Genomic DNA, 16,857 nt, shown 5'->3' with positions numbered 1-16,857 from the left:
ACAGGGGTTATATCGCAATTGTCGGTTGTGGCCCGGGAATTGGAATTTTTTTTCGTTCTCATTGTCAAAAGTAGAAAGGACATTTTGATAAGGTTGCGCAAATATGGATGTAACAGAAAAAAATACCAATACCATGACCGGATCTGGCCTAATTTCCGAGGTCAGTGATAGTGAAGGAATAGGGAACTATAAATCGCTGACAGTAAGACCCACTGAAGGCAAAGAGATATACTTCAATCCTGCCAATGTTGTATCTGGCAACACCGGAGTATCTGGGCCCCAATTTCAACGCATTGACAACTCACCTGATCTTGCCGACTACAGTGTCAGTCATTCCACACTTCACAGTTCGAAAAACATCGATATAGAAGTTGGGGCCGAAGGCAACCAGAAAGGAGCCCCCAGCTCTGTACATGGTCAGCTAGAGCAAAAAAAGTTGCTGGAATTACTGACTTCAGAACATGATAAAGAAGAATGTGTAAAAGAAGAATTTGAGAAGCTTTTCCAACAATTTGATAAATTACATGTCAATATCAGTCTAATGGATAAAGTTAATGAGCTGAAAAGAGAGGTTAAAGAATATTTTGATAATGATACTTACATCGTTAACAGGAATAAATCGGAAATTACAAGCGGTATCGAATCAAGGAAAAAAATAGCGGTTGATGTTCAAACAATAGCACGGGATATTGCTATTTGGGCCGGGGTCGAAAAAAACAATCTGAAAGTACTTAGCTATATTATTGAGCAAGGGTTCCCCATCAATCCTCTATCCAGCAGTCTTGATTTTGACCGTGAAACTACCGTATACCTCCCTTTTGATACGATGATAAAGCTGGTCGATAACTGCGAAGATCATTGCCCGGACCTGTTGTTTGTCAAGGGTGCTTTTGCTGATCCGGACTCTCGCTTTGACCTTCTTTCCGAGGAGATTCTAAATTCCCGATCCATTGATGGTATGTTATTTCAGGAAGTAATTGCACAATCAATACCAAAGGTTTCATTGGCCAGGTTAATGATTTTCTTTAAGTACCTCCGCCGTGGATGCAATACCAGAATGATGGTTAGAGACCTGAATGAGCATCAATTTCGATTCCACCGAATTTCTAATAGGAGACAGATTCACAGATACAAAAAAAGCATGATAATGGTATTTGTTCTTGAAGCTATTGCACAACAATCGCAAAAAGAAGCCCGCAAACTTATTGTTTCATTTTGTCAGGAAGAACAGAAGCTGATTGCAATGATTGCTGTATTGGGAGGACTTCACCAATGCTCCGAATTATTGACTGAAATGGGTGTTACCGTCTCTATACAGGCGTTCAAAGACGCATCGGTTAATCTTAATAAATCTCCTTTTCTTATGGCCAAAGAAGCTGGTTTGACCAATGAACGATTGTTTGTCAATACGGTAAATCGAGTAGCTCCGTTTTTATGGACCTTGCCCAATGAATCCGGAATGCAGATGCACGAGGAAGAGCTGAATTCAGAGAAGTATGAGCTGCCATTTATCCATCTTGTCATGGAACAAATACCCATTTGCCATAAGGGGAGTTATGGATCGGAAAATGGATTATGTGCGGATCATGGGAAATATTTGGATCTGAAATATGTAAGCCTGTGGGCGGCAAAAATTTTTACCCTAATGAATGATACCGTTTCGGTAAACAGTGTAGGTCTTTTACAGAAAGATGATCATTATAGTGATAGATGGAACACCCTGATTAGCCAGGTCAAATGCTGCAGTGGCCTCAACCATGCCAATGATTTCAGGAAATTCATGGATTGGCTTTTGATGGATGGCCTGTCATGGATTCGATCGGATTCGTACTTCCGTGAGTGTGATGCAAAGTTTACAACCAGGCTGAAAAGTTACCGTCCGGACCTGTGGCCGGACCCAGGCAATGAGGCTTCGGCAAGACCACCAAGTTCATCTGCATATAATCGATTTGTAGCGTACACCGGCGTCACTTACTTACATTTTAATATCATTGAACTATTTCTACGGCTTGCCCCTCCAGGCCATCGAATTTACGTGCTAAATAACTGGTTAAACCATCCTGATTGCGAAAAACAGCGGGAAACCCTGTTTTGCAGATCTGTTCATCCCCTCAATACTATGGGAAGTCCTAACATTTGGCAGTTGTTGTTATCACTGGATAAAGATTATCAGCCACAGGAAAATCAGTTTGATAATGATTGGCAAAAACTGGACAATTCGCAGCAGTGGTCAGACCCTCCCCCGACAGCATCATTGATGGGTCAATCTATCGAGGTGTGCGGGCGAACGCTGGTCATTCAGCGAACGGATGGCGGCTGGGATTATTTGAAATTTCTCAGTGATACGGAAAAGCCGGAAGAACTGGCAAAAGAGGGTAATAAAATCAGCCTGATGGCAACCATAGCTAGCCAGCATGGCTTGAAAAGCTCAATTCCTGAAGTGGTCGGCAGATATCGCTGGGAAAATGTGCAGACTGATCTGGCGACATTAATTTCTCCCACCATAAAGGCAAAACTGGAGGAAAAGTGTCGCTACATTGATGACAAGACAGGTTATTGTCTGCACCTGAAATCAACCAAAGATGCGCCTTATCATTTATACCCTTATGTGCTTGATCCAGTAACAAAGGCGGATCAGATTTTCGAGGGACTCTATAAGTATGCCCATGATTGCGGTGTGTTATTCAGTTGCGGATTATATGCCCCAGAGGTAATGGCGGCTGACCATGATTCAGTGACGAACCGAAAGCACTATGTTCTTTCCTCTTATGTCGACGCCTCTAGCGAGGGTAGGATGCTTCAGTGGAAAAAAGCGTCAGAACATCCCAACGTCGGTCCCGTAGGCATGCGGGATTCTGGTGATACGAAAAGTATGCATGAGCTGGGTGAAGATTATTTTTTCTCCACCAGGTGTCAGAAATTTCTTGATTTTGAAAAATCAGAGGATCGGGCCAAGGTGGCCTTTTCTGAACTGGCAAAAAATGCCCAGGGGCTGGTATTGCAATATGCTCTCTGTTTTCAACAACAGTTCGACTCTGGCAATAGGGAGTCCACACTCAATCATGAGCATAAAATAAAGGCAATTCTGGCTACTCTGTTTCACAAGGCGTTTCCCCAATTCACAGAAGAGTCCATAGGGCAGGCCATGGATGAGAATGGGTTGCTGTCACAGGCTGTTAGAGAGCTTATCTACTGGTGTGGTCATGACGCCAGATTCGTTAACGATATAAAACAGAACGTTATACCGAAATCAACCTACCCAGACTGTCCAGAAACGACCAATATCTTTGATTTCCACATAATGGAATCTCGTGAGCTGGTCCCCGGCGTTGGCTTCGCTACAAGGGATAATCAGCCAAACCTTGGCATTTCTTTTGGTGTCAATCCATTGGTTACGCTGAATGCAGTGATTGTAAAGCTACTGGCCAAAGGAGCCCTGAGTTCTCTGTGAGTTCAATCTTTCAGGATAAACTCATTAGTGCATTACTGAGTGCTCCTATCAGTACAGAAGCCCCACACCAGCTTTGAATATCTTTCGCGAATAGATATTAAAGCAGATGAAACTACTGCATGGATCGAATGCCCAAACGGAAACTATCTTCAGCTGCCGGTATCATTCCCGTCTTTGATGATCGTCAGAGTAATATAGCCCAAGTCGACACCAAACTTGGTCATGATGGATTCATTGATGATGACTTTATCGCTGACCAGGTACATTTTGTCGTCTATCGACACTTCGAGAGGTTCACCCTTGTAGAAGATGTTCAGTACATACGCCATAAATAAGGCATTGCCAGATGTTTTCACAGGCACGGCTTCTTTAACGTCTCCTGCACTGGCCAGGTAGCTGCCCTTGCCATCCGGTGTGAATGTCCAGATACGTTTTTGTTTTTCACCGTCGTCAAAAATAAAATCCTCATCCAGAGTGCCAATCCCCTCTTCGTCCCAGCTCCCTGTCATGGTGGCGTTAAAGTAGCGTATTACCTCGCCGCTTCGATTCTTCAGAATCCCGTGGGCTGTCAGAGGACCATTGAAAAACTCCGGTAATGAGAGAGTGGGTTGGTTATCTTGATATTGGCTGATATCGACGGAGCTGCAGCCAAATAAAAACAGAACCATCAGCAGAGTGCTAATTCGCAACATAACTAATCTCTTGGTTTTTAATAGGTGTATGGAATTGATAGCGAATAGTGACGTCTTGATAATCACCGTTCTTATCGCTGATATTAGAGCGGCCAGAGAAAATCATCAGCTTTTGGCTTTGCTTGTCATAGCTGAGTGTAAGTGACGACGAGAGCATGCGATATAACCAGCTGTCTGCGGCAATATTGAAGCAAATATGAGTCTTTTTCAGGTCTTTCTTGCATTCAACTGTTTTTATGCGGAGATCGATTTTTCGTTGGTGGCTTGGTATCAGGTATTGAATCACTGTTTCTTTTTCTGCTATGAGGGCGTCCCAGTTTAAACGAATGTAGTGATCGAAGCCGGCATCGATCACCAGGTCAGGGGAAAAGGCAATGTCTGATTGTTGAGTGTCTGCACCGAAGCTTGTTCTGTAAGAAACTTTGATTGCATCGTCCACGAACTCGGTTTTGATCAGTTCTCCATTACGCTGATTTGTCTGGATGATATCAGGCGCAATATAGCTATCGCTGTAGTCGATGGTTTTGCTGGCGAAAATACTTCCGTCAGTCTCTTTATAAACAACATGATGAGACAGGAAGTCCGGGAATGTGTGCTCTTCAGTGTATGCCAGTTGTTGTGTTCCCGAATGATATGCATACCCGATAACTGCCGGATGATCTGCTTGAGCGAACGGAGAGAGTAGTAGAACCGGGCTGAATATAATGATCGATTTTGGGGTTAAAGACGCTAGCATAAGGATTGTTCCTGTTTTCTTGTTGTATGGCCAATCAGAGTCAATAAAACAGCCCAGACCAGGCCTTCCAGCAGCAGTAGCCTTTCCATGGGGATCAAAAGCTGAGACCCTGATAATTTAATGCCTGCCCAATAACTGAATGGCACAACCAGCAAGCCCACCAACGGAGGTAACCAGAAGGTCTTAAATACCCAACTCATCGAATGTTTAAGAGTAGTCGCGAACGCAACCCACAAAACGCATAGCCAGATAGGAATAAGAAAATGATCAGTACTCTGATACTCAATCCATCCTGCATTCATAATTAAAGTGTCAGCAACGATACCAACGACTGGCACGGCTAAGATCAGTCGTAACTCCTGTGCGTCCGGTTTCATTAGCGTGAAGTGCACAACAAGCAAGAAGAGTAATGCCAATAGTGCATACAGATTGTTACCTTGTACAGCAATAAACCAAACCAGCTGAAACAACACGGCGTTAAGGACTAATAAACGCTTGCTTACTTTAGCCATAATATATTGACCCTGCCTGCATCAATCGCCGCTCCGGTAACCCATATAACTTAACTCCTTGTCGTGCCCGCCAGCCAATCTATTGTTATGCCTTTTTCTACGTATAGGCGTGGTGAATGGATCACGAAAAATATAAGACAGCCATAAATAGGCACTGCTACCTACCCTTCAATAGAGAATACTGGCACAATGTCGCTCAATAGAATGTATTCACTCAGGCAGGAAGCTATTGAGCCAAAGGGATAAGTGCTCTTCAGCTGTCTCGGGGAGGTCCCCGTGCGGTAGCGTGCCTGTTATATTTTGCACAAAGGACTCTTTACTGCGTGGCCACCACGGTTTAGCACATGAGTGTAGATCTGGGTTGTCTTCAGGTCTTTGTGTCCAAGAAGCTCCTGAACCGTTCTCGCTTATGCGAGCTTTTAGCTCAGGAATAAGCTGGTCTGGCAAGATGGTTACCCGGTCCTTATTGCCTTTACCACTGCGAACAATAATGGCCATACGGTTGAAATCAATGTCCTTAATACGCAGGCGAAGGCACTCCATTAGCCGCAACCCGGAACCATACATCAGTTGAACCGGTAACTTGTGTGTAGGGCTGATCACTGTGAAAATTGCATTCACTTCATGTCGTTCAAACACCACAGGAATCTTTGTGGCCTTTTTGGCTTTGACCAGATTGCTGACATCCCCCAAAGGTCTACCTAAAACTTGTTTGTATAAAAAGTTCAGAGCATTCAATGCCTGGTTTTGTGTTGAAGTCGCAACCCGACGCTGAACGGCAAGATAAGTCAAAAATTGTCTGACATGATCAGGCCCTAAATACTGAGGATGCTTCATGTGTTGATAACGAATGAAGTACTTGATCCAATAACAATAGGACTGTTCAGTTTTATAGCTATAGCGCTTCACTCTGAGGGTGTTGCGTACATCAGTCATAAAAGGAGATGGCATGGTAAACTCAAAAGCTGTTTATTTGTACAGTATTATTGAAGAAAATACCAAAAATGCAAATAACTCACTTGCGGTCTATCTGGGGCGGTAGGTAAAATGGCTTATAGTCTGTTGATAATTAATGACTTTATGACAGGTTGGAAAGTCGGGATATATCTCAAGCGAGTTGATATTTCTTGATTTAGGGGGATATGCCGCGTGTGAGTGTAATATCTAATATCACTTGCTTGAGATCTAATAGCTGTTAGCAGGCAGCAATAATAGAGAGTTTCTGGTCGTGAAAAGACCAGTTTTCAAAAAGAGTTTTTGGGTTCACTGTCTATGGTGGGTTTCGAGTTAGAACCTCCCAGCAAAAAGACACTGTTACACTAACTTTTCAGTAGTTCTCAGCAGTTCATGTCTGCTGGTGTGAAGTCTGTCGCTGAAAAATCTGCGGTGTATCGTTGGGCATGTCAGCGTTGGTTTTCAGTTTATCGGTACTTTTTGCTCAGTGGCCCTATGCCAGTTCAAAGTTGCATCAGCTTCTTTATCGCCTGGAAGCTTTTAAATATCAGAGATTGTGCGCTTCAATCAGTTCAGCAAGAAAGCTGCTAAACCTCTGCATCATTCACCATTTGCCCTTGCGGGTGGGCTGCCATGCTAACAAGTTGCTGGTGTCGCCCCTAAAGGGGCTGGGACGCCGCTGTGCGGCGCCCCACAGCATGGCGTTATGCGCCTTCATCTAATCCGGCATCTTTCAGCATTTCTTCTTGAATTGCAGCATGGCCAATAGCAATGGGATTGTTTTTACAACACACGCCATTGACTAATTTTGCTGCATCCCATTTAGTGTCTTTCGTTAAAACGATTTGACTCATTGTTAATGGTTCGCCATCTTTGTTTGTTGGCTGACCACACCATCCGCAGCGGTATAATTCTGTTCTCATTTCTGTTAGTCCTCTGCATACCGGCGCATAACAACCCGCTCAACAGGGACGCCCATACTGTGCGCCCGTCAGCTCTGCGGTTAGCAGGCAGCAATAATAGAGAGTTTCTGGTTGTGAAAAGACCAGTTTTCAAAAAGAGTTTTTGGGTTCACTGTCTATGGTGGGTTTCGAGTTAGAACCTCCCAGCAAAAAGACACTGTTACACTAACTTTTCAGTAGTTCTCAGCAGTTCATGTCTGCTGGTGTGAAGTCTGTCGCTGAAAAATCTGCGGTGTATCGTTGGGCATGTCAGCGTTGGTTTTCAGTTTATCGGTACTTTTTGCTCAGTGGCCCTATGCCAGTTCAAAGTTGCATCAGCTTCTTTATCGCCTGGAAGCTTTTAAATATCAGAGATTGTGCGCTTCAATCAGTTCAGCAAGAAAGCTGCTAAACCTCTGCATCATTCACCATTTGCCCTTGCGGGTGGGCTGCCATGCTAACAAGTTGCTGGTGTCGCCCCTAAAGGGGCTGGGACGCCGCTGTGCGGCGCCCCACAGCATGGCGTTAGCAGGCAGCAATAATAGAGAGTTTCTGGTTGTGAAAAGACCAGTTTTCAAAAAGAGTTTTTGGGTTCACTGTCTATGGTGGGTTTCGAGTTAGAACCTCCCAGCAAAAAGACACTGTTACACTAACTTTTCAGTAGTTCTCAGCAGTTCATGTCTGCTGGTGTGAAGTCTGTCGCTGAAAAATCTGCGGTGTATCGTTGGGCATGTCAGCGTTGGTTTTCAGTTTATCGGTACTTTTTGCTCAGTGGCCCTATGCCAGTTCAAAGTTGCATCAGCTTCTTTATCGCCTGGAAGCTTTTAAATATCAGAGATTGTGCGCTTCAATCAGTTCAGCAAGAAAGCTGCTAATCCTCTGCATCATTCACCATTTGCCCTTGCGGGTGGGCTGCCATGCTAACAAGTTGCTGGTGTCGCCCCTAAAGGGGCTGGGACGCCGCTGTGCGGCGCCCCACAGCATGGCGTTAGCTGTACTTAATCAAAACTTTACATATTATCTGATGCAAATAATTCTGAACAAAAAGCCAAACGAAGAAGATATTTCTGATATTAGAGAAAGATTAAAAAGCTATAACCGTCCATTTCTTGAAGGCGTTAAAGATGAAAGTATTGTTTGTTATTGCAATGGGTTAAATGGCGAGAAAGTAGCTGGTATTGTAGGTCGTATCAGAGGTAAATGGCTTTTAGTTGAATACCTGTGGGTATCTGAATCTCAAAAAGGAAATGGTATAGGTTCAAAGCTGCTTTTAAACCTAGAAACTCATGCAATGAGTGAAGGTTGTCATTCTTCTATGCTCCATACAGCAAGCTTTCAGGCAGAGCCATTTTATAGAAAACATGGTTACAAAACACAAATGATTCTTGATGATTACTGCGAAAATATAGATGTCTATTACATGACCAAACAGCTTGAATTTTCTTAAGCAATAATCGTGCAAATCGCACAGCTAACAAATGCTTCCAGTTCGTTCCGGGGCTACGCCCCTCCACCCGACCGCCTTCGGCGGCGGCTGAAGCAGGCGTTATCAGTATCAATCATGCGTATCATAAAATTCATAATAATAATGCTTTTAACTTCAAGCTTGAATGCAAGTGAAATTTATAGATTCAATTTCTATGATGTTTATTTAGCTGCTTTAGGAGTAATTGATGAAAATATTAAAGAGGGTAATAGAGCCTATAACTTGTATGCTTTAGATGCAGAGTTCTCTAGCAATAATCTTGATTTTGTAACTTCATTCTTTATGAAATATGATGATGCTGGTAGAAACAAAAATTATTTCTTGTGTTTAAAATTAAACTCAGCTGGTGATATTATTGAATTTAGGGATCAAATTAAGCCTATATTTAATGACCCGAATAGACCATCAGAGCCTTGTTCTACATTTAAAATAAAAACGAAATCATCAGAAAAAACACTATATGATATAGATTATTTTTTGATTTTAAAAACACTAGATGATTTGCTTACAAAAAACAATGCAAGTATTAATCCAGAATCAAGAACAAAAGTTGTTCCATTCGTAGCAAGAGTGAAGGGCGAGCCTAATTTGTATTTTTCTTCTTACTATAAATACAAGAAGAATGAACAGATATTTTTTGCCTGTCAAATTATTAATAAATATGGTGAGCAAGTCTCATTTGAAAATGATATTCCAGAGAAAAAAGAAAAATCTTTTTTCCCGAATTCCTTTGTCTCAAAGCCGAGTTATAGGTGTAAGGTCTCTTAGCTTCAGAGCAAAGATACTGATAAATCGGGTAAGGACTGGTCTTTCTCCAGCCCTCCCCACAGCACCCGGCATGCGGGTCCGCACCGGGCGGTTCACCGAGGATAGTGAAACCTGATCCATAACTCTTTCAGGGAAACAAGCCCAATATTTGCAAGATAACTGTCGTTGAGTGCCTGCTGTGTTGCAAAGGTTTTGCTTAACCGGTAATACCCTTTGCTGCTGGCTGCAATCGAAGCGGCCTTGATATGGTCAACGCCTAACTTGACTAAATTTCGATAACGGGTTTTCGGCTTGCGCCACTGCTTAATAAAACAGCAACGGATGCGCCGACGTATCCATTGATCCAGCAGCGGTATAGGTCGGTAATATTCGGTTATTCTGAAATAACCCATCCAGCCCCGGATATATTCGGCAAGCTTTCGCAGGCGGTAGCCCATCGAGACTCCCCAGCTGCGGCTGGTGAGTTTGATGATTGTCCGCTTAAAGCGAAGCAGGCTTTTCTGTGACCAGCGGATTCTCTTCCCTGTGAAGGTAAAACTCAGGAACTCGACCTCAGTGGATTTCACCACCTTGCTTTTGGTCGGGTTGATTGTCAGTTTCAGTCGACGCTCAAGGTATCGGGTGATACTTTCCATCACCCTTTCCCCTGCCCGTTGGCTGTGAACCAATATCACGAAGTCATCGCAGTATCTTGCGAAACCGTGACCCCGGTATTCCAGTTCCTTGTCCAGGTCATCAAGAAGTACATTCGACAGCAGCGGTGAAAGTGGACCGCCTTGTGGCATACCCACCCGTGTCGGGTAGCATTGCCCATCAATCATGACGCCAGCACGGAGGTAGCAACCAATCAGTTTTAGCAGGCGCTTGTCGTTAATCTTACGAGCGACTCTCGACATGAGTACATCATGGCTGACGGTATCAAAGAACCGACTCAGATCAACGTCAACCGCCTGATGCAGCCCCTGTTTGATATAGCGTTTAACCTGTTGCACGGCATCTTGTGCAGATCTTCCCGGTCTGTAACCAAAGCTGCTGTTTGAAAATCCGGGATCAAAGATAGGGGTTAACACCTGCACTATGGCCTGTTGTATGACCCTATCCTGAACGGTAGGAATTCCAAGCAACCTTTCTCCTCCATCGGGTTTCTCAATGACAGCCCGAAGCACCGGAGACGGTTTATATGTTCCATCCAGTAAGGCTTGGCGCACTGAAGGCCAATGCTGTTTAGCAAAGTCAGGGTAGGCCTCAATGGTGACTCCATCAATGCCGGGAGCGCCCTTGTTGCTTCTGACCTGTTTCCATGCCTTCAGTAAGTTGGCAGGTTCCAGTGCATAACTTAGTAGATTGTGGTTCAAAGCTGGTTAAAGATTCTGTCGCCAGATACAGTGTTTCGCCGTTCGGCTGCACTGCTCCGAGGGAATCAGTCTCCTCTTTGTCTTCGGTGTTCAGTCCTTCGCTGACGACTTCCGGTCAGTTAATGACTTCTGTCGAACAGCTACTATGACGTCTGCTGACTTCTACCCAAAACACAGACAGGATTACTCCTGAATGCGCTACCGTGTTTCATCGAGTTCGCTCATTCCGGTTGATGAAGCCAGAATGCCAGACCTGTTGAACCAGTGGTCAAACTGGATATTATTCACGGTCGCCGGTTGGGCAGACCTCCCCGAATAAGAGCATGGACTGTCAGTACACAACCGCTGCATTTACCGTATCTCTCAAACCAGAGGGCTTTGTGATCTTGTGCTCACTCGCCCACAAGACTCGGCCTTGTATGCAGTTTCTGTCCGTCGGCTCGCACTTTTGCGCTCAGGCTTCCTCCGCACAATTCCTCGCGGAATTGCACTTGCCGTCGGCTAATGGTTATCATCGGTTGGCTTATTGGGCGCAAGATCCGATGCTGGTTTACCCATAGGGGACTTTCACTCCATAAGTTCATGCCCATGTCGGGCGTACACAAGAAAATCCAGGTGACGCCTACGGCGCACCTGATTTAAGCGTTAGCAGGCAGCAATAATAGAGAGTTTCTGGTTGTGAAAAGACCAGTTTTCAAAAAGAGTTTTTGGGTACACTGTCTATGGTGGGTTTCGAGTTAGAACCTCCCAGCAAAAAGACACTGTTACACTAACTTTTCAGTAGTTCTCAGCAGTTCATGTCTGCTGGTGTGAAGTCTGTCGCTGAAAAATCTGTGGTGTATCGTTGGGCATGTCAGCGTTGGTTTTCAGTTTATCGGTACTTTTTGCTCAGTGGCCCTATGCCAGTTCAAAGTTGCATCAGCTTCTTTATCGCCTGGAAGCTTTTAAATATCAGAGATTGTGCGCTTCAATCAGTTCAGCAAGAAAGCTGCTAATCCTCTGCATCATACACCATTTGCCCTTGCGGGTGGGCTGCCATGCTAACAAGTTGCTGGTGTCGCCCCTAAAGGGGCTGGGACGCCGCTGTGCGGCGCCCCACAGCATGGCGTTAGCTTAAGCAGCAATAATAGAGAGTTTCTGGTTGTGAAAAGACCAGTTTTCAAAAAGAGTTTTTGGGTTCACTGTCTATGGTGGGTTTCGAGTTAGAACCTCCCAGCAAAAAGACACTGTTACACTAACTTTTCAGTAGTTCTCAGCAGTTCATGTCTGCTGGTGTGAAGTCTGTCGCTGAAAAATCTGCGGTGTATCGTTGGGCATGTCAGCGTTGGTTTTCAGTTTATCGGTACTTTTTGCTCAGTGGCCCTATGCCAGTTCAAAGTTGCATCAGCTTCTTTATCGCCTGGAAGCTTTTAAATATCAGAGATTGTGCGCTTCAATCAGTTCAGCAAGAAAGCTGCTAATCCTCTGCATCATTCACCATTTGCCCTTGCGGGTGGGCTGCCATGCTAACAAGTTGCTGGTGTCGCCCCTAAAGGGGCTGGGACGCCGCTGTGCGGCGCCCCACAGCATGGCGTTAGCTGCCAACCCCGTGCAATATTATTCTTTTATCGAAAAAAAAGACTATAAAAACACTACAAAATCTATTTAAGTGATTAATTTTAGATCATCTATAACATTAACTTTAACAATAAAAAGGATGTAAAATGAAATTTTTAATTATATTACTCACAAGTTTTTTATTAAGTGCTTGTAGTAACCTGCAAATTAAAGGAAAAAAGGAAGGTGATTATTTCTTCCCTGCTCCACAAGCTTGGAAAGTTATAGAAGCTGAGCCTCTCGGGAAACTTTCGAAAGATCAAAAAGGAATACAATATATATACAAAAGATCAGTAATGTATTTCTCAGAAGATTATTTCACTACAGTCAATTTCAACAACGGACTTTATTATGTTATTGGTTCTTGCTTTAAAATAAGTAAAAATAGGCTTACTGCAATACCTATGATACCGTTCAAGAAGTATTTTGATAAAAGTTTGGAATTCAAAGTTAATGGAGAAATTATGACTGTTACCCTTCCTAATAAAATGAAGCTCACATTAAAAAAACTCCCAGCTGAATCCTTTAGTGAAGTAAGACATCATAATTATCAACAAGCGCTAGCATATATGCTTAAAAGAAGCACTTTATTCGAATGTACAAGTGACATTGATAAGGCGATCCACCAAAGCAGCTAACAAGTGGGTGGAGGACGTTCCGCCCTAAAGGGCTCCACCCGACGCGCCTGCGGCGCGCGGCTCACACCGGCGTTATACGGCTTAATCAGCTTTTGTGCTAATGTTGTTTAGCGCATTTACCTTGATAACAATTTCATCAATGTCTGCACCAAGGGTTGCCATATTAACATTATTCTTTATGATTTGGCGGCATACGTCCCGCAAATGTTCATTTGATAAATCACAGTTAACAACCCCGTAGTAAAACTTATTGAATGTTTTTGCGTCATCCCAGAAATCAAACTGGATAAAATAGTCTTTCATTTTTTTGCTCTCTGCATTGTGCCAATCACCGTATAACAACACGCTTGTCGGGACGCACATACTGTGCGCCCGTCAGCTTTGCGGTTATGCCGCTATACATAGCTGAGAGTCGTTCACAAAAAAACAGAATGAACAATGACTGAAATACCATTAGGATCATTAAACTCACGTCTATATAAAGAAGATGGAGAAATGTATTACAAAATTTCACCGGTCTTAGGTCAGCAAATTAATTTCTATTTAGATTCGCCTTTGTCAAAAATCAAAGTAATCAAAAAAAATGAAAAAGAGTTGGTTATAAAATCTGGATCATTAAAATTAAAAATGCTATTTAAACCGTATGTAAATGGTTTAGAAAAGCTTCGCATAATTCCAGTTTATCTTGGTTTTTTACCATGTGGTCTATATTTCTGTGAAATTTCAGCAACCAATAAGAAAAAACTATTTCAAGCATTGAATAGTAAGGCTTGTAGCTAGTCAGCAGTCCGAAAGAAGATAAGTGCTAATAGACAAAATAAGTCGTTGAGTAGAGCTACATCATTATTGCCTTAAACAAACAGCGCAGCATAACAAAAGCTTCCAGTTCGTTCCGGGGCTTCGCCCCTCCACCCGACGTGCCTTCGGCACGCGGCTGAAGTTGGCGTTAGCTGCTACTTTATCATCGAGAAATAACGCATGGAAAAAGTTTTGGTAAGCTCTTGTCTGCTTGGGAATAGAGTTCGTTACAATGGACGAGATTTACCATGCAGTAATGATGTTTTAAAAAAATGGCTTCAAGAAGGTCGAATTGTTTCTGTTTGTCCAGAAGTTTCAGCAGGACTTCCTATTCCAAGAGCTCCGGCAGAAATCAAAAATGGAAATGGCGAGAGTGTGTTAAAGCACGATGCCATAGTCATTGAAAATACTGGAGAAGATGTTTCGCAAGCGTTTATTTCTGGGGCTAAAATAGCGTTGAAATTGTGTCAAGAGAACAATATAAAAGTTGCAGTATTAACTGAATCTAGTCCGTCTTGCGGTAGCAGCAAGATTTACAACGGTGATTTTTCAAATACTAAAATAGCTGGGTTTGGTGTCACGTCTGCATTACTGATGGAAAATGGCATTCAGGTTTTTAGTCAGCATAATTTCACAGAAGCAGCTGAATTCCTGAGCAAAATCCAAGCTACACGCAGCTAACAAGTGGGTAGAGTAAGTTTCGCCCTAAAGGGCTCCACCCGATGCGCCTGCGGCTGCGCGCAATCTATCCTTATTCGTTAGCAGGCAGCAATAATAGAGAGTTTCTGGTTGTGAAAAGACCAGTTTTCAAAAAGAGTTTTTGGGTTCACTGTCTATGGTGGGTTTCGAGTTAGAACCTCCCAGCAAAAAGACACTGTTACACTAACTTTTCAGTAGTTCTCAGCAGTTCATGTCTGCTGGTGTGAAGTCTGTCGCTGAAAAATCTGCGGTGTATCGTTGGGCATGTCAGCGTTGGTTTTCAGTTTAACGGTACTTTTTGCTCAGTGGCCCTATGCCAGTTCAAAGTTGCATCAGCTTCTTGATCGCCTGGAAGCTTTTAAATATCAGAGATTGTGCGCTTCAATCAGTTCAGCAAGAAAGCTGCTAATCCTCTGCATCATTCACCATTTGCCCTTGCGGGTGGGCTGCCATGCTAACAAGTTGCTGGTGTCGCCCCTAAAGGGGCTGGGACGCCGCTGTGCGGCGCCCCACAGCATGGCGTTATATCTAAATCAAGTACCGAGAAATTATTTACAAGGAATCATAAGTTGTTACCTAAACTGTTTTTACCAAACCAAGATGGCACAGGTGCCAAAGTTGAAATTGAGCATAATGGCTCTGCAGTGATAGTAGGCGCAAATGGCTCTGGTAAAAGTCGGCTAGGTGCTTGGATAGAAAAGAATATCGACGAAGATGTCGTTGTCCATCGCATATCTGCTCAACGAGCTCTAGATGTTCCCGAATACGCCACCGTCAAATCATTGGAGCAATCATTAAACGATCTTCTCTGGGGTAACGAAGATCCTAAATATGCGAGTCAGCGTTATAAATGGGGGCATAAATGGGGCAATAGACCTGAAACTTTTATGCAGCAGGACTACGGGAAAGTGCTATCCACTCTATTTGCCACTACCGCAGAAAGAGATCGCAAGCACTCTGAAGTGACTAGGAGATTACAGAAGTATATTCCCGTTGAAGATTCTCCCATAGATGTACTCTTAAAGCTTTGGGAAGAAATTCTTCCTCATAGAGAAATAGTACTTGCAGATGGCAAGGTTAAAGTAATTGATAAAGCGCACGGAACTGAATATCACGGAAAGGAAATGAGTGATGGAGAGCGCGTGGCACTCTACTTAATGGGGCAGTGCTTGGTTGCCCCCGCGGGTTCAATCTTTATCGTGGATGAGCCAGAAATACATCTACACACATCAATAATGCAGTCTCTTTGGAACAAGCTTGAAGAAGCCAAGCCAGACTGTCTCTTCGTTTATATCACCCACGACTTGGGGTTTGCATCCACCAGAGTTAGCTCTACAAACATTTGGGTAAAAGAATACGACGGCTCAAACACTTGGAAATGGGACTTTGTTCCAGATGTCGAGGGTTTTCCTGAGAGCCTTTTGCTTGAGCTTATGGGGAACAGGCGAACAATTGTTTTCGTGGAGGGTGAAAAGGGAGGAAAAGATCATTCAATATACCAATCGATCTACCGAAATTACAACATCGTCCCGCGGAGCGGGTGCCAAAGAGTAATAGACTCAGTTAAGGCAATGAAACTAAATAAATCGTTCCACCACGTGAATGTATTTGGAATAATCGACCGGGACTACAGAACGGACCAAGAAATTGAAGGTCTTTTGAGTATTGGGGTTTATGCAATTGACGTCGCCGAGATTGAAAATATTTTGCTAAATGAGTCAACATTAAGGATTGTTGCTGAGAATCAACACCTAGAGCCCAATGAAGTAGTCAATAAATCCCTGAGTATCGCCAAGGATATGCTGTCCAAAGACGTTGACCGTCAAGTTTCGTTACGAACATGCAGGGCGCTAGAAAATAGGCTCAGCAGAATTGATAACAAATCTGTTGGGCTTGAGGCAATCAAGTCAAAGGTAACAGATACGCTTAATGCCATCGATGTGGATGGGATGTATAGAGAAAATTCAGAGTTATATGATGGGCTATCAAAGTCAAATGATCTTGATGAAATACTTAAGTACTTTAATAATAAAGGGCTACTTTCCAGTATCTGTTCAGCCTTCGAACTTGGTAAAAATGGCTATGAAAAATTAGTATTGCGAATGCTCAACTCTGAGAAAAGAGATGCAGTACTCGATGGTCTAAGAAAGTATGTGCCAGAGATATAACAAAGCCAGCCAGAGGGACCAAAAAACCGCCGCTTCGCTCTGGTTTTTCGGCCCCTGCTGGTG

At 43.5% G+C, this 16,857-nt stretch carries 15 protein-coding genes; 8 read left to right on the top strand and 7 right to left on the bottom strand.

The window, feature by feature from the left end; translation table 11 throughout:
* Positions 1-103: 103 nt before the first annotated feature.
* Positions 104-3,451 (top strand): hypothetical protein, encoded by a 3,348-nt coding sequence (locus ACOJUO_RS23445; protein ID WP_422138348.1) that lies wholly within the window; start codon positions 104-106, stop codon positions 3,449-3,451.
* Positions 3,452-3,600: 149 nt separating this feature from the next.
* Here ACOJUO_RS23445 and ACOJUO_RS23440 read toward each other — a convergent pair whose 3' ends face one another.
* The 5 genes from ACOJUO_RS23440 to ACOJUO_RS23420 all read right to left on the bottom strand — a co-directional run bounded on the left by ACOJUO_RS23440 (position 3,601) and on the right by ACOJUO_RS23420 (position 7,268).
* Entirely contained in the window at positions 3,601-4,143 is a 543-nt protein-coding gene (locus ACOJUO_RS23440; RefSeq protein WP_422138347.1) for a DUF3833 domain-containing protein, read from the bottom strand.
* A complete protein-coding gene (locus ACOJUO_RS23435) occupies positions 4,130-4,879 on the bottom strand; it encodes a hypothetical protein (protein WP_422138346.1) in 750 nt (249 codons plus the stop codon). Before ACOJUO_RS23435 ends, ACOJUO_RS23440 begins: the two co-directional genes overlap by 14 nt.
* Positions 4,873-5,391 (bottom strand): DUF2878 domain-containing protein, encoded by a 519-nt coding sequence (locus ACOJUO_RS23430; protein ID WP_422138345.1) that lies wholly within the window; start codon positions 5,389-5,391, stop codon positions 4,873-4,875. Before ACOJUO_RS23430 ends, ACOJUO_RS23435 begins: the two co-directional genes overlap by 7 nt.
* 210 nt (positions 5,392-5,601) lie before the next feature.
* Complete coding sequence (locus tag ACOJUO_RS23425; protein WP_422138344.1) at positions 5,602-6,342, bottom strand: phage integrase N-terminal SAM-like domain-containing protein; 741 nt, start codon at positions 6,340-6,342, stop codon at positions 5,602-5,604.
* 707 nt (positions 6,343-7,049) lie between these two features.
* Positions 7,050-7,268, bottom strand: coding sequence for a hypothetical protein (locus ACOJUO_RS23420; RefSeq protein WP_422138343.1), 219 nt, complete (start codon positions 7,266-7,268; stop codon positions 7,050-7,052).
* 748 nt (positions 7,269-8,016) lie between these two features.
* On the opposite strand from ACOJUO_RS23420, the gene ACOJUO_RS23415 reads away from it, so the two are divergent.
* On the top strand, positions 8,017-8,733 hold the full coding sequence (locus ACOJUO_RS23415; protein WP_422138342.1) for a GNAT family N-acetyltransferase: 717 nt from the start codon (positions 8,017-8,019) through the stop codon (positions 8,731-8,733).
* A 114-nt stretch (positions 8,734-8,847) separates the two neighbouring features.
* Positions 8,848-9,540 (top strand): hypothetical protein, encoded by a 693-nt coding sequence (locus ACOJUO_RS23410; RefSeq protein ID WP_422138341.1) that lies wholly within the window; start codon positions 8,848-8,850, stop codon positions 9,538-9,540.
* 92 nt (positions 9,541-9,632) lie between these two features.
* Here ACOJUO_RS23410 and ltrA read toward each other — a convergent pair whose 3' ends face one another.
* Complete coding sequence (gene ltrA / locus ACOJUO_RS23405) at positions 9,633-10,895, bottom strand: group II intron reverse transcriptase/maturase (protein WP_422138340.1); 1,263 nt, start codon at positions 10,893-10,895, stop codon at positions 9,633-9,635.
* Positions 10,896-11,088: 193 nt separating this feature from the next.
* Between ltrA and ACOJUO_RS23400 the strand changes: the two genes are divergently transcribed.
* Positions 11,089-11,214, top strand: coding sequence for a hypothetical protein (locus tag ACOJUO_RS23400; protein ID WP_317142120.1), 126 nt, complete (start codon positions 11,089-11,091; stop codon positions 11,212-11,214).
* A 1,384-nt stretch (positions 11,215-12,598) separates the two neighbouring features.
* Positions 12,599-13,129: a hypothetical protein gene (locus ACOJUO_RS23395; RefSeq protein ID WP_422138339.1), complete on the top strand. Its 531-nt coding sequence runs from the start codon at positions 12,599-12,601 to the stop codon at positions 13,127-13,129.
* A gap of 81 nt (positions 13,130-13,210) precedes the next feature.
* Here ACOJUO_RS23395 and ACOJUO_RS23390 read toward each other — a convergent pair whose 3' ends face one another.
* Positions 13,211-13,432 carry a hypothetical protein gene (locus ACOJUO_RS23390; protein ID WP_422138338.1) on the bottom strand — a complete coding sequence of 74 codons (222 nt, stop codon included), beginning with the start codon at positions 13,430-13,432 and terminating at the stop codon, positions 13,211-13,213.
* 135 nt (positions 13,433-13,567) lie between these two features.
* Here ACOJUO_RS23390 and ACOJUO_RS23385 point away from each other — a divergent pair, with 135 nt between their 5' ends.
* From ACOJUO_RS23385 to ACOJUO_RS23375, 3 genes are all read left to right on the top strand, one after another.
* Positions 13,568-13,909, top strand: a complete 342-nt coding sequence (locus ACOJUO_RS23385) for a hypothetical protein (RefSeq protein ID WP_422138337.1) — start codon at positions 13,568-13,570, stop codon at positions 13,907-13,909.
* A gap of 198 nt (positions 13,910-14,107) precedes the next feature.
* Complete coding sequence (locus tag ACOJUO_RS23380; protein WP_422138336.1) at positions 14,108-14,608, top strand: DUF523 domain-containing protein; 501 nt, start codon at positions 14,108-14,110, stop codon at positions 14,606-14,608.
* Positions 14,609-15,195: 587 nt separating this feature from the next.
* Positions 15,196-16,794, top strand: coding sequence for a DUF4435 domain-containing protein (locus tag ACOJUO_RS23375; RefSeq protein WP_422138335.1), 1,599 nt, complete (start codon positions 15,196-15,198; stop codon positions 16,792-16,794).
* The last annotated feature ends 63 nt before the right edge of the window (positions 16,795-16,857 follow it).

The organism is Endozoicomonas sp. ALC020 (assembly GCF_049275935.1).
Taxonomy (GTDB): domain Bacteria; phylum Pseudomonadota; class Gammaproteobacteria; order Pseudomonadales; family Endozoicomonadaceae; genus Endozoicomonas_A.
The sequence above is the reverse complement of the archived record's forward strand: the minus strand, read 5'-3'. Positions and strand labels throughout refer to the sequence as shown.